Raw genomic sequence first — 15627 nt, forward strand, 5'->3', positions numbered from 1 at the left:
GCATGTCCGTGACGGGAAGGGGGCACTCATCCTCCCCGGGCTGTTGCCCGCTCCGGAGCGGGCCCGTTCCTTCGTGGACTTCGTAAAGTTCCGCCCGGGCCGGGTTCCGGTCATGCCCGGTTGGATGGTCCGTACGGCCGAGGGGCAGGGGAGGCGACGCCCGGGCCGGGCTCCGCCGCGGGGACGGGCGGCTGGTACTGCGTGTCCCAGGTCTGCCCCTCCCAGGTCTGGGCGGCGACCCCCTGGCCGGACGGGGCGGCCGGGTACGCCTGGTCGGCGTAACCCTGCCCGCCGCCGTACGCGGCCTCCCCGTGGACCTGCCCCGGTTGCGCGGAGGCGCCCTGTCCGTACGGGTCCTGCGCGTACGGATCCTGCGCGTACGCGTCCTGCGCGTAGGGCTGCTGGGCCTGCGGGTGCGCCGCGTACGGGTCCTGGGGCCGGCCGTAGGCGTACGGGTCCTGGTACGCGTCCCGGCTGCCGTACGGGTCCTGGTACGGCGGCTGCTGGCCCTGAGCCGGGTCGTACGGATGCTGCTGATCGCTGTTGCTCATGTGCTGCGGTTCACCCTCCTGCGAACGGCGGGAGCACCTCGACCGTGCCGCCCTCGGCAAGGCGTACGGTCTCATGGCTCCGGGTTCCCACGGGATCGCCGTCGATGAGAAACGAACACCGCAGCAGCACGCGGCTCAGCTCGCCGGGGTGCCGTTCGCGCACCGCGTCGAGCGCCTCCTGGAGGGTCGCGGCGGCATACGGCTCCTCCGCGGTCCCGGCCGCGGCCTTGGCGGCCGCCCAGTAACGGATCGTTCCGGCGGGCATGGCGGCGCTCCTTTCGTCCCATTCGGTCGGTGCCGGTTCGGGGGGCACCGGCTGTCCATCATCGTTCACGCCCGGACCGCCCAGCCGGCGATGCGGGTGAGCAAGGTCTCGTCGGCCGCGTTCTCCGCGTGCCCCATCCCGCGCTCCAGCCACAGTTCCGCCGCGTCGCCCGCGGCGGCGGCCAGCATGCGGGGGTGGTCGAGCGGGAAGTACGGGTCGCGGTCGCCGTGCACGATCAGCAGCGGCGCCGGGGCGATCCGCGCGGCGGCCCCGACCGGGGAGAGCGGGACCGGATCCCACGCCCGGTGGTGGACGCGGGTGCGGAAGCCGTAGCGGCCGACGAGCCGCCCCGCGGGCCGGGTCACCATCCAGTGCAGCCGGCGCATCGGCGCCGTACCCCGGTAGTACCAGCGGGCCGGGGCGCTCACGGAGACCACCGCGTCCGCCCCGGCCGGGTACAGCGCGCCGTGCCGCAGCACCACCGAGCCGCCCATCGAGAAGCCGGCGGTCACCACCCGCCGGTGCCCCAGCGAGCGCGCCCAGTCGACGGCGGCGGCCAGGTCGAGCACCTCCCGGTCGCCCACCGTGGACAGCCCGCCGGAGCGCCCGTGGCCCCGGAAGGAGAAGGTCACCACGGCCGCGTACCGGGAGAACACCCGCACGGCCCGGCGCACCGCCGGGCGGTCAGCCGAACCGGTGAACCCGTGCGCGACGACGATCACCGTCCCCGGATCGCCGGCCGGACCGCCCGCGCCGTCATCCGCCGTACACGGGTCGTACACCGCCTCGATCCACGTCCCGTCGTCCGCGCGCAACGCGGCCCGCACCGGCCCGCGCGTGACCGAGCGAACAGGGGAATCCGGAATTCTCCCCTCGGACACAGAACTCATGTGGGTTATTCTCCTGTGAAGAGGACTCGGGCAAAGCAGCCCCCGGGTCCTTTTGTGCTTTCCGGGGCGTTGTTACGGCGACGTTTCGACAAGCTCAGCGGAACCAGCGTACGAAGCAGAGCCGCATACTCCCCCGGACCCCCGTCCGGGAGTGCCCCTCTCGCAGGGAACGAGGAGGACCGACGTCATGGGCGAGCCAACCGAGCACGAGCAACGACCGACGAACCGGGCAGGTGGACGGCGATGAGTGCCCTGCTGCTCCTCACGAACGCCCTCCAGCCCTCGACGGAGGTGCTGCCCGCGCTCGGCCTCCTGCTGCACAGCGTGCGCGTGGCGCCCGCCGAGGGGCCCGCACTCGTGGACACCCCCGGCGCCGACGTCATCCTCGTGGACGGGCGCCGCGATCTGCCCCAGATCCGCTCCCTGTGCCAGCTACTGCGCTCGACCGGGCCCGGCTGTCCGCTGATCCTCGTCGTCACGGAGGGCGGACTCGCGGCCGTCACCGCCGACTGGGGCGTCGACGACGTCCTGCTGGACACGGCCGGCCCCGCCGAGGTCGAGGCCCGGCTGCGGCTGGCGACCGGACGGCAGCAGATCACCGCCGACGACTCCCCCATGGAGATCCGCAACGGTGATCTCTCGGTGGACGAGGCGACGTACAGCGCGAAACTCAAGGGCCGGGTACTCGATCTCACGTTCAAGGAATTCGAACTGCTCAAATACCTGGCGCAGCATCCGGGCCGGGTCTTCACCCGCGCCCAGCTGCTCCAGGAGGTCTGGGGCTACGACTACTTCGGCGGTACGCGGACCGTGGACGTGCACGTACGGCGGCTGCGCGCCAAGCTCGGCCCCGAGCACGAGTCGCTGATCGGGACCGTGCGGAACGTGGGTTACCGGTTCGTCGCCCCCGAGAAGAACGAGCGGGCGGCCGAGGAGGACAGGGGCGCGGCCCGGGGTGTCCCCCGTTCGGAGCAGCAGGCCGTCGCCGAGGTCACGGAGAAAGCCCCGGTCCGGCCTGCCAAGAGGTAGTTCCATCCGCGTAGACTGCGGCGCGTGGCCAAGGTGACGCGGGACGATGTGGCGAGACTGGCGGGGACGTCCACCGCGGTGGTCAGTTACGTCATCAACAACGGACCCCGGCCGGTCGCCCCGGCCACGCGCGAGCGGGTGCTCGCCGCGATCAAGGAGCTGGGTTACCGGCCCGACCGGGTCGCCCAGGCGATGGCCTCGCGGCGGACCGACCTCATAGGGATGATCGTGCCGGACGCCCGGCAGCCGTTCTTCGCCGAGATGGCCCACGCGGTCGAACAGGCCGCCGCCGAGCGCGGGAAAATGGTCCTCGTCGGCAACTCCGACTACCGCGACGAGCGCGAGGTCCACTACCTGCGGGCCTTCCTCGGCATGCGGGTCTCCGGCCTGATCCTGGTCAGCCAGGGCCCCAGCGAGCGCGCCGCCGCCGAGATAGAGGCGTGGGACGCCCGCGTCGTCCTGCTGCACGAGCGCCCCGAGGCCATCGACGACGTCGCCGTCGTCACGGACGACATCGGCGGCGCCCAGCTCGCCACCCGCCACCTCCTGGAGCACGGCAACGCGTACGTGGCGTGCCTCGGCGGCACGGAGGCGACCCCCTCCGTCGGCGACCCGGTCGCCGACCACATCGAGGGCTGGCGCCGCGCCATGCACGAATCGGGCCGCAGCACCGAGGGCCGCCTCTTCCAGGCCCCGTACAACCGGTACGACGCCTACCGGGTGGCCCTGGACCTGCTCTCCGGGCCGGACCGGCCCCCGGCGATCTTCTGCGCCACGGACGACCAGGCCATCGGCGTCCTGCGGGCCGCGCGCGAGCTGCGCATCGACGTGCCGGGCGAGCTGGCCGTCGCCGGGTTCGACGACGTGAAGGAGGCCGGGCTCACCGATCCGCCGCTGACCACGGTCTTCTCGGACCGCCCGGCGATGGCGCGGGCCGCGGTGGACCTGGTGCTGGACGACTCGCTGCGGGTGTCCGGGTCGCGGCGTGAGCGGCTGAAGCAGTTCCCCTCGGCGCTGGTGGTCCGCCGCTCGTGCGGCTGCGGAGAGCCCACCGACCGCGCCCTGCCGTAACGGCCCGCCGGACCGGCTTCCCCACGGGCTCCCGGACCGACCTTTATATCGGGCATACGCGGTTCTGCCGGGCTTCTCAGGACGTACTCACGCTCCTCTCATCTTGGCCGGACACTCTCAAAGGCATGACAGAGAGCCAGCGCCCGAGCGGCGAGTACCCGATGTACCCCTCGTACGGCACCGGCGAGACGGCCTACCCCCCGCCGCCGTCGTACCAGCCGGACCGGCCCGCCCCCCACCGCCGGGCCCGCAGGCCCGTGGCGCTCCTCGCCGCGGTGGCCATCGCGGCGGCGGTCGTCGGCGGCGGCACCGCCACGGTGATCGGCCGGCTCACCGACGACGGCGCCGCGACCGCGGCCGGGTCCGGCGTCGTGAAGGGCACCACCGTCTCGCAGACCAGCAAGGGCACCGTGGCCGGGGTGGCGGCGGCCCTCGCCCCGGCCATCGTGGAGATCGGCGCCACCTCGACGTCCGGCCAGTCCACCGGGTCCGGCGTCGTCATCACGGCGGACGGCGAGATCGTCACCAACAACCACGTCATCGCGGGCGCCTCGCAGATCGAGGTCACCCTCAGCACCGGCAAGAAGTACACCGCCGACGTCGTCGGCACCGACGCCGACAAGGACCTCGCCCTCATCAAGCTCCGGGGCGCGAGCGGACTCAAGACCGCCACGCTCGGCGACTCCTCCAAGGTCGCGGTCGGCGACCAGGTCGTCGCCATCGGCTCCCCCGAGGGCCTGACCGGCACCGTCACCAGCGGCATCGTCTCCGCGCTCGACCGCGACGTCACCGTCGCCAAGGACGGCGACAGCGGCCAGGAACAGCAGCAGGACGGCGGCCGGCAGTGGCCCTTCGAGTTCGGCGGACAGCAGTTCAACGGCAGCACCGGCGAGTCCACCACCACCTACAAGGCCATCCAGACCGACGCCTCGCTCAACCCCGGCAACTCCGGCGGCGCGCTCATCGACATGAACGGCGAGATCATCGGCATCAACTCCGCCATGTACTCGGCGAGCAACGCCGCAGGCTCGGGCAGCTCCGGCGCCGGCAGCGTCGGCCTCGGCTTCGCGATCCCGGTCAACACCCTCAAGGCCGACCTCGACACCCTCCGCGCCGGCCACGGCTCCTGACGCGGACGGGGCTGAGAAACTGGGCCCGCCCGGCCCCGTACCGAACGAGAAGAGGACGAGACAGCGATGAGCCCCGCCGACGACGATCCGCAGCGCATCCTCATCGTCGACGACGAGCCCGCCGTGCGCGAGGCCCTGCGGCGCAGCCTCGCCTTCGAGGGCTACGGCACCGAGGTCGCCGTGGACGGCCTCGAAGCGCTGGCCGCGGCCGAGTCGTACGCCCCCGACCTCATCGTCCTGGACATCCAGATGCCCCGCATGGACGGCCTGACCGCCGCGCGCCGCATCCGCGCCACGGGCTCCACCACGCCCATCCTGATGCTCACGGCCCGGGACACCGTCGGCGACCGCGTCACCGGGCTCGACGCGGGCGCCGACGACTACCTGGTCAAGCCGTTCGAGCTGGACGAGCTGTTCGCCCGCATCCGGGCCCTGCTGCGCCGCAGCTCGTACGCGGCGGCCGCGGGCGGTCCGGTCCCGGACGACGACGTGCTCTCCTTCGCCGACCTGCGCATGAACCTCGCCACCCGCGAGGTCACCCGGGGCACCCGGCGCGTGGAGCTGACCCGTACCGAGTTCACCCTCCTGGAGATGTTCCTCGCGCACCCGCGCCAGGTCCTCACCCGCGAACAGATCCTCAAGGCCGTGTGGGGCTTCGACTTCGAGCCCAGCTCCAACTCCCTGGACGTGTACGTGATGTACCTCCGCCGCAAGACGGAGGCCGGCGGCGAACCGCGCCTCGTCCACACCGTGCGCGGGGTGGGGTACGCGCTGCGCTCCGGCGGGGGCGACGGATGACGGCCACGCGGCCCGGCCCGCTGCGCCGCATCCGCGCGCTGCCGCTCCGCTCCCGCCTCGCCCTGCTGGTCGCCACGGCGGTCGCGGTCGCGGTCGCTGCCGTCGCGGTGGCGTGCTGGTTCGTGACGCGGGAGCAGCTGGAGGCGCGCCAGGACGAGACGCTGCGCGGGTCCACGGTCGCCCAGGACTACCTGGTCAACCTGTACCAGTACTGCAAGAACACCGCCGAGCTGCAGGCCGCGCCCTACACCGGGCTCACCGTCCAGCTCATCGACGGCCAGGGCAACGCCTGCGTCGCCCCCGGCTCGCCCAGGCTGCCGGTGACCGCCGACGACCTCGCGGTGGTGGGCGGCGACCGGCCGGGGCGGCTGCACACGGAGACCGCGTCCGACGGTGCGAAGATGCGCGCCTTCACCTACCCGGTCACGGCCACCCGCGGACCGGGCCTCGACCAGCCCCGCGTCGACCTCGGGGTCACCATCGCCCGGCCCCTCAGCGAGATCGGCGAACCGCTCTCCACCCTGGCCTGGGTCCTCGCCCTCGTCGGCGGCATCGGCGTCGTCGGCGCCGGCGCGGCCGGGCTCTGGGTGGCCCGGTCCGGGCTGCGCCCGGTGGACGAACTCACCCGGGCCGTCGAGCACGTCGCCCGCACCGAGGACCTGACCGTCCGCATCCCCGCCGAGGGCGAGGACGAGATCGCCCGGCTGTCCCGGTCGTTCAACTCGATGACCGCCTCGCTGGCCACCTCCCGCGACCGGCAGGCGCAGCTCATCGCGGACGCGGGCCACGAACTGCGCACCCCGCTCACCTCGCTGCGGACCAACGTGGAGCTGCTGGCCCGCAGCGACGAGACGGGCCGCGCCATCCCGCCGGACGACCGCAGGGCGCTGATGTCCTCGGTCAAGGCGCAGATGACGGAACTGGCCGCGCTCATCGGCGACCTCCAGGAGCTGGCCCGCCCGGACGCAGCCCAGCCGGGCCCGCTCCAGGTGGTCGCCCTGCACGACATCACCCGGGCCGCGCTCCGGCGCGCCCGGCTGCGGGGCCCGGAGCTGACGATCACGGAGGACCTGGCGCCCTGGTACGTACGGGCCGAACCGGCGGCCCTGGAGCGGGCGATCGTCAACGTGCTGGACAACGCGGTGAAGTTCAGCCCGGCGCGCGGCACCGTCGACGTGGTGCTGCACCGGGGCCGGCTCACGGTCCGCGACCACGGCCCCGGCATCCCCGCCGACGAACTCCCGCACGTCTTCGAGCGCTTCTGGCGCTCCCCGTCCGCCCGCCAGCTGCCGGGCTCCGGCCTGGGCCTGTCGATCGTGGCCCGTACGGTCCAGCAGGCGGGCGGCGAGATCTCCCTGCGCCCGGCGGACGGCGGGGGCACACAGGCCGCGATCAGCCTGCCGGGCGCACCGCAGCCGCCGCCGGACGGAGTGGAGATCTGAGCGTGGCCGCTACTTCACGACCGTGATCCGGTCCGCGGCCGGCGGGGCCAGCGGGGCCGAGGCCGAGGAGTGCGCGGCCAGGTAGGCGTTGAACAGGTCCAGGTCGGAGGCGCCGACGAGCTTGTTGGTGCCCTGTCCGAGCGCCGCGAAGCCGTCACCGCCGCCCGCGAGGAACTCGTTCATCGCGACGCGGTACGTCCTCGCCGGGTCGATCGCCTCGCCGTTCAGCCGGATCGTTCCGGTGACGACGCGGTCCGCGCCGGACTTCGTCATGTCCAGCGTGTAGGTGAGGCCCTTCGACACCTGGAGGATCTTCGGGCTCGCCGCGTTCGCGCCGCTGACCTGCTGCTGGAGGGCGGTGACCAGCTGGGCGCCGGTCAGGTCGACGACGTTCATCATGTTGGTGAAGGGCTGCACGGTGAACGCCTCGCCGTAGGTGACGACGCCGTCGCCCTCGCCGCCGGACGCCTTGTACACCAGGTCCGAGCGGATGCCGCCCGGGTTCATGAAGGCGACGACCGCGCCGCCCTTGTCGGCCGGGGCCAGTCCTTCGAGCTGGGCGTCCGCGATGAGGTCGCCGAGCGGCTTCTCCAGCGCGGTGGAGCCGCGGCCGTTGATGTCGGCGGAGATGTAGCCCTGCGGGCGGTTGGAGATCGGGGCCGCGAGCGCGTTCCAGCGGGCGATCAGGTCCGTCATGTCACGGGCGGGCTGCTGGTCGCGGCTGACGATGTGGTTGGCCGCGACCGGGTTCGACGGCCGCGGGCCGTGGTGCGCGGAGCCGTACTCGCCGCTGCCCCGCACGGCCGTGCGCACGATGTCCTTGGTGCGGCGGTCGTACGTGAGCGTGGTGTCGGTGTACAGCTTGCCGAACGACGAGGCCGAGGTGACCAGGCGCGGGTTGCCGGCCGGGTCCGGGATCGTGCACACGTACGCCTGGTGGGTGTGGCCGGTGACCAGGGCGTCCACCTTGGGCGTGATGCCCTTGGCGATGTCCGTGATCGGACCGGAGATGCCGTCACCGGCGCCCGGGCTGTCGCAGTCGTAGTCGTACGCCGAGGAGGCGGGCGCGCCGCCCTCGTGGATCAGGGCGACGATCGACTTCACGCCCTGGCGGTCCAGTTCCTTGGCGTACTTGTTGATCGTCTCGACCTCGTCGTGGAACTTCAGCCCCTTGACGCCGTTGGCGGTGACGATGTTCGGCGTGCCCTCCAGGGTCACCCCGATGAACCCGATCTTGACGCCGTTCTTCTTCCACACCGTGTACGGCTTGAGGATGGGCTTGCCGGACTTCTCGTCCGTCACATTGGCGGCCAGGTACGGGAAGTCGGCGCCCCGGAAGGTCCTGCCGTCCTCGTAGCACCCCTCGACCGGGTGGCAGCCGCCGTTCTGCAGGCGGCCCAGCTCGACGGCGCCCTCGTCGAACTCGTGGTTGCCGACGCTCGTCACATCGAGGTCGAGCTTGTTCAGCGCCTCGATGGTCGGCTCGTCGTGGAAGAGGCCCGACAGCAGCGGGCTCGCCCCGACCATGTCACCGCCGGCGGCGGTGATCGAGTACGGGTGGCCCTTGCGGGCCTCGCGCAGCGAGGTGGCGAGGTACTCCACGCCACCGGCCGGGACCTGCTTCACGGTGCCGTCGGGCTGCGTCTGGTTGACCGTTCCGGCGGAGCCGGCCGGCGGCTCCAGGTTGCCGTGCAGGTCGTTGAAGGACAGCAGCTGTACGTCGACGGTCCGGGCCGGCGTGTGGTGCCTGTGGCCGTGGCCGTGCCCGCGCTCCTGGGCGCCGGCCGGCAGGGCGGCGACCAGCGCGCCCACGGTGGCGATGCCCGCCGCGACGGCGAGCACCCGCCGGGACGCACGGTTCTTCTGTGGTGACGCTGACATCGATCCCCTTGTGAGTTCAGCGGGTGGAATTCGAGCCGAAGCCTAGAGTCAACGCGCGTAGCGCGACAGATGTCCGGGGTTACGAACTGGTTGCCGCCCCGTCGGAACGGGACCATTGCCCCAAATGGGTGAGCGCACGTCCGTTCCCACGGGGTGGACCGGACACCCCCCGGCGCCGCCCGGCCGACGCTTACGCTCGTACACATGACGACTGACGTTCCCCTCCCCGCCCCCGGACGCGAGATCCAGACGCTCGACACCCTCTCCCCCGACCAGGCAGCGGCCGTGCTCGACCTGCTCGCCGAGGCCGCGCGGTCCGACGGCCGGCAGGCCGTCTCGGAGCAGGGCCGGCTGCAACTGCGGGGCGGACGGCGGGAGGGCGTACGGCACTTCCTGCTGACCGCCGGGGGCGTGCTCGCCGGGTACGCGCAACTGGAGGACACCGACCCCGTGGAGGCCCCGGCCGCCGAGTTGGTCGTCCACCCCGCGCACCGGGGCCACGGCCACGGGCGCGCCCTTGGGGCCGCCCTGCTCGCCGCGACCGGGAAGCGGCTGCGGGTGTGGGCGCACGGCGGGAAGGCCGCGGCGCGCCACCTCGCCCAGGTCCTCGGCCTCTCCCTGTTCCGCGAACTGCGCCAGCTGCGCCGCCCGCTGAGCCCCCTGAACCTCGCCGAACCGGCCCTGCCGCCGGGCGTCACCGTACGCACCTTCGCCCCGGGCGAGGACGACGCCGCCTGGCTCGCCGTCAACCGCGCCGCCTTCGCCCACCACCCCGAGCAGGGCTCCCTGACCCAGCGCGACCTGGACGACCGCAAGGCGGAACCCTGGTTCGACCCGAAGGGCTTCTTCCTGGCCGAACGCGAGGACGGCTCGGGCGGCACCGAACTGATCGGCTTCCACTGGACGAAGGTCCACGCCGAGGAACGGCTGGGCGAGGTGTACGTGGTCGGCATCCGGCCCGACGCCCAGGGCGGCGGCCTCGGCAAGGCCCTCACCGCGATCGGCCTGCGCCACCTGGCCGCCGAGGGCCTGCCGACCGCGATGCTCTACGTCGACGCGGACAACCCGGCCGCCCTCGCGGTCTACGAACGCATGGGCTTCACCACCCACGAGGTGGACCTGATGTACCGCACGGAGTCCTGAGGCTCCTCGACCCACCCGGGGGCGGCGCCGCTTGACGCCGCCCCCTTCTTACGCCACCCTTTCACTACTCAATTAGTGAAAGGGGTGAAGATGGCCCGGACCGCGGCAGTCGAGTTCCGCATCGACCGGCGCAGCGGCGTCGCCACCTATCTCCAGATCGTCCAGCAGACGAAACAGGCCCTGCGCCTGGGCCTGCTGGAGCCGGGCGACCGGCTGCCCACCGCCCGCGAAGTGGTCGAGGCCACCGCGATCAACCCGAACACCGTGCTCAAGGCGTACCGCGAGCTGGAACGCGAAGGGCTCGTCGAGGGCCGCCGCGGGCTCGGCACCTTCGTCACCGGGACGCTCGGCGGCGCAGCGGCCGCCGACGACTCCCCGCTGCGCGCCGAACTGGCCGGCTGGGCGGGCCGGGCACGGGCCGCGGGGCTCGACCGGGACGACGTGAGCGCGCTCTTCACCGCCGTACTGAACAGCACATTCGAGGGGGACGAGGACCGATGACAGGTACCGCGCTGGAGGCCGACGGCCTCGGCATGAGATACCGGGGCCGGGGAAGCGGGTGGGCGCTCCGCGACTGCGCGTTCCGGCTGCCCGCGGGCGCCGTCTGCGCGCTCGTCGGCCCCAACGGCGCCGGCAAGTCCACCCTCCTCGCCCTCGCCGCCGGCTTCCTGCGGCCTGCCGAGGGCACCCTCCGGGTCCTGGGCGCGGCCCCCGCCGACGTGCGCGCCCGCATCGCCTACGTGGCCCAGGACAAGCCGCTCTACCCGCAGTTGACGGTCTCCGAAACGCTGTGGGCGGGCGCCGAGCTGAACCCGTCCGGCTGGGACCGGGAGACCGCCGCCCGCATCGCCGCGCCCCTCCCCGCTGACGCCAGGGTCCGCACGCTCTCCGGCGGGCAGCGCACCCGGCTCGCCCTCGCCCTGGCGCTCGGCAAGCGGGCCGAACTGCTGCTCCTGGACGAGCCGATGGCCGACCTCGACCCCCTCGCCCGCCACCAGCTGATGGGCGCCCTGATGGCCGAGGCCGCCGAACACCGGACCACCATCGTCATGTCCTCGCACATCCTCAGCGAGCTGGAGGGCGCCTGCGACTACCTGCTCCTCGTCGACGACGGCCGCATCCGCCTCGGCGGCGAGACGGACGACCTGATCGCCGCCCACGCCCTGCTCACCGGACCGGTCCGCGACCTCGCCCCGCACACGGTGGTCGAATCCCGCACCACGGGCCGCGCCCTGACCGCCCTGGTCCGCCCGGAGGGCACCGTGGACCCGTCCTGGACCCGCTCCGAACCCTCCCTGGAGGAACTCCTCCTCGCCCACCTCCGCTCCCCGGACGCCCCACCACTCCTGACCCCCAGCGCGACAACCCGAGAGGCGATACCGGCATGAGCACGCTGACCCGGACCGCACCCGCCCCGCGCCCGGACCGGACCGCCCCCACCCTGCGCGCCGGCGTCCGTGTCCTCGCCCGCCAGCACCGGCGAACCCTGTGGCTCGCGGGCGCCCTCGCTCTGCTCTGGCTCGCCGTGGTGGTGGGCACCACGCTGTGGGCCGGCCACGTCCAGGACGCGTTCCGAGCAAGTCCCTGCACGGCGATGACGACCGGGCACTCCTGTGACGACAGGATGCGGGAGTTCGACCTCGCCCTGTCCTTCCGGCAGACCGTGCTCGGGTATGCGGGCCTCTGCCTGACCGTCCTGCCCGGGATCGTCGCCGCTTTCGTCGCCGGGCCCATGATCGGCAGGGAGTTCGAGAGCGGTACCTACAAGCTCGCCTGGACGCAGTCGGTGTCCCCCGGCCACTGGCTCCTGGCCAGGCTCGCCGCGCCCGCCGCGCTGCTGGTCGCGGGGGTGTCCGCCCTCTCCGCCGTCTTCACCTGGGCACAGGCGCGGACGGACGGGCCGTACCCGGTCGACTGGTTCGACCCCACCACTTTCAACGCCCTGGGCACGGGGCCGGTGGCGTACGCCCTGCTCGGGCTGGCCCTCGGCGCGCTCGCCGGGCTCCTGACCCGCCGCAACGTGCCCGCGATGTCCGCCGCCGTGCTCGCCACCGCGGCCGTGGCCGTGACCCTGGGCCGGTTCCGCGGGGCGCTGTGGCCGCCGGAGACGCAGACCGGCTCCGGCGGAACCCTGCCCCGGACACCCGACGACGCGTGGATCATCGAGACCGGCCGGCTCACCGGCGACGGCACCCGGCTGCCGTACGACGCCTGCTGGGACGCAGCAGCGAAGGCCGACCGCTGTCTCGCGGACCTCGACGTCACCGGCTACTTCGTCGACCACCACCCCGCCTCCCATTTCTGGCCCCTCCAGCTCACCGAGACCGGCATCGTCCTCCTCCTCGCCGCCGGCGTCACCGCGCTCGCCTTCCGGGTGCTGCGGCGCCACCACGCCTGACGCATTCCCGCACCTCGTCCGGGGCCGTGCCCCGGGCGAGGGCCCCACACACGGCCCGCCCAGCGCTGCCCGTACGTCATGTCGTCGTTACCGGGCATTCAGACGGCCTTGCCAGGGTTGCAGGATGCAGCCAGCTGTGCCGACACCCCGCGGCGGTCGGAATTCCGGCAGAAAGCGCTCCGACCGCGCCGTCCACGCGATCTCGTCCACCTCCGACGCGCCCTCGGAGCGCTCCGCGCGGAACAATGGGCTCATGAGCCAGCAGCCCAGCTCCGAGGTCCCGGTCCAGCACACCGCCCAGCCGTCCGTCGGCTCCCTCGCCGCACACCGGCCGCACGCCGTCGCCCCCTCCGCGCGGGGGGCCGCCCTGTCCACCGCCGCCGACTTCGATCCCGACATCGACGCGGACGCCGACGCCTACGAACCCGACAAGGACGGCGACGAACTGCCACAGGGGCGGTTCCTGGACCGGGAGCGCAGCTGGCTCGCGTTCAACGAACGCGTCCTGGAGCTGGCCGAGGACCCGACCACGCCCCTGCTGGAGCGCGCCAACTTCCTGGCGATCTTCGCGTCCAACCTGGACGAGTTCTTCATGGTCCGGGTCGCCGGCCTCAAGCGCCGCATCGCCACCGGGGTCGCCAACCGGTCCGCCTCCGGCCTCCAGCCCCGCGAGGTCCTGGACCTGATCTGGACCCGCTCGCGGGAACTCATGGCCCGGCACGCCGCCTGCTACCAGCAGGACATCGCGCCCGCCCTGTCCGACGAGGGCATCCAGCTCATCCGCTGGCCGGAGCTGACCGAGAAGGAGCAGGCCCGCCTGTTCACCTTCTTCCGCCAGCGCGTCTTCCCCGTCCTCACCCCCCTCGCCGTGGACCCGGCGCACCCCTTCCCGTACATCTCCGGCCTCTCGCTCAACCTCGCCGTCGTCGTACGCAACCCGGTCAGCGGCCACCGCCACTTCGCCCGGGTCAAGGTGCCGCCGCTGCTGACCCGCTTCCTGGAGGCGTCGCCGCAGCGCTACGTCCCCATAGAGGACGTCATCGCGGCCCACCTGGAGGAGCTGTTCCCCGGCATGGAGGTGCTGGCGCACCACATGTTCCGGGTCACCAGGAACGAGGACCTGGAGGTCGAGGAGGACGACGCCGAGAACCTGCTCCAGGCCCTGGAGAAGGAGCTGATGCGGCGCCGCTTCGGCCCCCCGGTCCGCCTGGAGGTCGAGGAGTCCATCGACCCGTACGTGCTGGACCTGCTGGTCCGCGAGCTGAAGGTGTCCGACGCCGAGGTCTACCCGCTGCCCGGCCCGCTCGACCTGACCGGGCTGTTCGGCATAGCGTCCCTGGACCGGCCCGAACTGAAGTACCCCAAGTTCATCGCCGGCACCCACCGCGACCTCGCCGAGGTCGAGTCCGCCTCCGCTCCCGACATCTTCGCCGCGGTCCGCGAACGCGACGTGCTGCTGCACCACCCGTACGACTCCTTCTCCACCTCCGTACAGGCGTTCCTGGAACAGGCCGCGGGCGACCCGGACGTCCTCGCGATCAAGCAGACGCTGTACCGCACCTCCGGCGACTCGCCGATAGTGGACGCCCTCATCGACGCCGCCGAGTCCGGCAAGCAGGTCCTCGTCCTCGTCGAGATCAAGGCCCGCTTCGACGAGCAGGCCAACATCAAGTGGGCCCGCAAGCTGGAGGAGGCGGGCTGCCACGTCGTCTACGGGCTCGTCGGCCTCAAGACGCACTGCAAGCTCTCCCTCGTCGTCCGCCAGGAGGGCGACACCCTGCGCCGCTACTCGCACGTGGGCACCGGCAACTACCACCCCAAGACCGCCCGCCTCTACGAGGACCTCGGCCTGCTCACCGCCGACCCGCAGGTCGGCGCGGACCTCTCCGACCTCTTCAACCGGCTCTCCGGCTACTCCCGCCGCGAGACCTACCGCCGGCTGCTCGTCGCCCCCAAGTCGCTCCGCGACGGCCTGGTCTCCCGGATCACCAAAGAGGTGACCCACCACCGGGCGGGCCGCCCCGCCTACGTCCGGATCAAGGTCAACTCGATGGTCGACGAGGCCGTCATCGACGCCTGCTACCGGGCCGCCCAGGCCGGCGTGCCCGTGGACATCTGGGTGCGCGGCATCTGCGCCATCCGCCCCGGCGTCACCGGCCTCTCCGAGAACATCCGGGTCCGCTCCGTCCTCGGCCGCTTCCTGGAGCACTCCCGGGTCTTCGCCTTCGGCAACGGCGGCGAACCCGAGGTGTGGTTCGGCAGCGCCGACATGATGCACCGCAACCTCGACCGCCGCATCGAAGCCCTCGTCCGGGTCACCGACCCCGCCCACCGCGCCGCCCTCAGCCGCCTCCTGGAGACCGGCATGGCCGACACCACCGCCTCCTGGCACCTGGGCCCCGACGGCAACTGGACCCGGCACTCCGTGGACGCGGACGGCCGGCCCCTGCGGCACGTACAGGAAATGCTCATTGACGCCCGGAGGCGCCGGCGTGCGACGCCCTGACCACCAGCCCCAGACCGCCCCCGCCCACGCCCCCGGCATCACCGGCGTGAGCGCGGGGGCGGTCCTCGGCCCCCACCTGCGCACCCAGGCCGCCGACTTCCTGCGCAGCCTGCGCCTGCACCGCGAGAACACCGCCCCCACGGACGCCGGAGCGCCCGCCGCCGAACAGGCCGCCACCGCCCTGCGCCGCTCCTCCCGCCGCATCGGCGCCGCCCTGCGCACCTTCCGCGGCGCCCTCGACCCCCTCTGGGCCGAGCAACTGCACACCGAGCTGACCTGGCTCTCCGCCACCCTGGCCCGCGAGCACGCCTACGCGGACCGGCTGGCCCGGCTCCTCGACGCCCTGCACGGGCTGTCCGGCGGCCCCGCCCTCCCGGCCGCCCGGACCTCCGGCGACACGGCCCGCCCGGTCCTCGGCGTCGGCGCCGCCCGGGCCGGCGCGCTGCTGGAACGCCAGCTCACCCTCGCCCGGACCCGCGCCCACTCCGCCGCCCTCCAGGCCCTCGGCTCCGCCCGCTTCCAC

Annotated in this window: 15 protein-coding genes; 11 read left to right on the forward strand and 4 right to left on the reverse strand. The window is 73.1% G+C overall.

Annotated features, from left to right (window positions below; genetic code table 11):
- Window positions 1-110 precede the first annotated feature (110 nt).
- The 3 genes from MHW47_RS20455 to MHW47_RS20465 form a co-directional block, all read right to left on the reverse strand.
- Window positions 111-551, reverse strand: coding sequence for a hypothetical protein (locus MHW47_RS20455; RefSeq protein ID WP_239225224.1), 441 nt, complete (start codon window positions 549-551; stop codon window positions 111-113).
- Between the two features lie 10 nt (window positions 552-561).
- Window positions 562-816: a MoaD/ThiS family protein gene (locus MHW47_RS20460; protein WP_239225225.1), complete on the reverse strand. Its 255-nt coding sequence runs from the start codon at window positions 814-816 to the stop codon at window positions 562-564.
- 65 nt (window positions 817-881) lie between these two features.
- Window positions 882-1706 (reverse strand): S9 family peptidase, encoded by an 825-nt coding sequence (locus MHW47_RS20465; RefSeq protein WP_239225226.1) that lies wholly within the window; start codon window positions 1704-1706, stop codon window positions 882-884.
- 243 nt (window positions 1707-1949) lie between these two features.
- Between MHW47_RS20465 and MHW47_RS20470 the strand changes: the two genes are divergently transcribed.
- The 5 genes from MHW47_RS20470 to MHW47_RS20490 all read left to right on the forward strand — a co-directional run bounded on the left by MHW47_RS20470 (window position 1950) and on the right by MHW47_RS20490 (window position 7176).
- Window positions 1950-2735, forward strand: coding sequence for a response regulator transcription factor (locus tag MHW47_RS20470; protein ID WP_239225228.1), 786 nt, complete (start codon window positions 1950-1952; stop codon window positions 2733-2735).
- A 24-nt stretch (window positions 2736-2759) separates the two neighbouring features.
- The gene (locus MHW47_RS20475; protein ID WP_239225229.1) at window positions 2760-3806 is read left to right on the forward strand and encodes a LacI family DNA-binding transcriptional regulator; all 1047 of its coding nucleotides are present in this window, start codon (window positions 2760-2762) and stop codon (window positions 3804-3806) included.
- Window positions 3807-3931: 125 nt separating this feature from the next.
- Entirely contained in the window at window positions 3932-4936 is a 1005-nt protein-coding gene (locus tag MHW47_RS20480; protein WP_239225230.1) for a S1C family serine protease, read from the forward strand.
- Between the two features lie 66 nt (window positions 4937-5002).
- Window positions 5003-5734, forward strand: coding sequence for a response regulator transcription factor (locus tag MHW47_RS20485; RefSeq protein ID WP_239225232.1), 732 nt, complete (start codon window positions 5003-5005; stop codon window positions 5732-5734).
- Window positions 5731-7176, forward strand: a complete 1446-nt coding sequence (locus MHW47_RS20490; protein ID WP_239225234.1) for a HAMP domain-containing sensor histidine kinase — start codon at window positions 5731-5733, stop codon at window positions 7174-7176. Before MHW47_RS20485 ends, MHW47_RS20490 begins: the two co-directional genes overlap by 4 nt.
- A gap of 9 nt (window positions 7177-7185) precedes the next feature.
- On the opposite strand, the gene MHW47_RS20495 is transcribed toward MHW47_RS20490, so the two are convergent.
- Window positions 7186-9057: a bifunctional UDP-sugar hydrolase/5'-nucleotidase gene (locus tag MHW47_RS20495; RefSeq protein ID WP_239225236.1), complete on the reverse strand. Its 1872-nt coding sequence runs from the start codon at window positions 9055-9057 to the stop codon at window positions 7186-7188.
- Between the two features lie 204 nt (window positions 9058-9261).
- Here MHW47_RS20495 and mshD point away from each other — a divergent pair, with 204 nt between their 5' ends.
- The 6 genes from mshD to MHW47_RS20525 all read left to right on the forward strand — a co-directional run.
- On the forward strand, window positions 9262-10200 hold the full coding sequence (gene mshD, locus MHW47_RS20500) for a mycothiol synthase (protein ID WP_239225237.1): 939 nt from the start codon (window positions 9262-9264) through the stop codon (window positions 10198-10200).
- 90 nt (window positions 10201-10290) lie between these two features.
- A complete protein-coding gene (locus MHW47_RS20505; protein WP_239225238.1) occupies window positions 10291-10701 on the forward strand; it encodes a GntR family transcriptional regulator in 411 nt (136 codons plus the stop codon).
- Window positions 10698-11588, forward strand: coding sequence for an ABC transporter ATP-binding protein (locus MHW47_RS20510; protein WP_239225239.1), 891 nt, complete (start codon window positions 10698-10700; stop codon window positions 11586-11588). The genes MHW47_RS20505 and MHW47_RS20510 overlap by 4 nt, the downstream gene beginning before the upstream one ends.
- Window positions 11585-12598, forward strand: a complete 1014-nt coding sequence (locus tag MHW47_RS20515; protein ID WP_239225240.1) for a hypothetical protein — start codon at window positions 11585-11587, stop codon at window positions 12596-12598. Before MHW47_RS20510 ends, MHW47_RS20515 begins: the two co-directional genes overlap by 4 nt.
- A gap of 253 nt (window positions 12599-12851) precedes the next feature.
- The gene (locus MHW47_RS20520; RefSeq protein WP_239225241.1) at window positions 12852-15104 is read left to right on the forward strand and encodes an RNA degradosome polyphosphate kinase; all 2253 of its coding nucleotides are present in this window, start codon (window positions 12852-12854) and stop codon (window positions 15102-15104) included.
- A partial coding sequence (locus MHW47_RS20525; protein ID WP_239225242.1) for a CHAD domain-containing protein occupies window positions 15070-15627 on the forward strand: 558 nt, incomplete at its 3' end. The genes MHW47_RS20520 and MHW47_RS20525, both read left to right, overlap by 35 nt.

The organism is Streptomyces sp. OfavH-34-F (assembly GCF_022347745.1).
Taxonomy (GTDB): Bacteria; Actinomycetota; Actinomycetes; order Streptomycetales; family Streptomycetaceae; genus Streptomyces.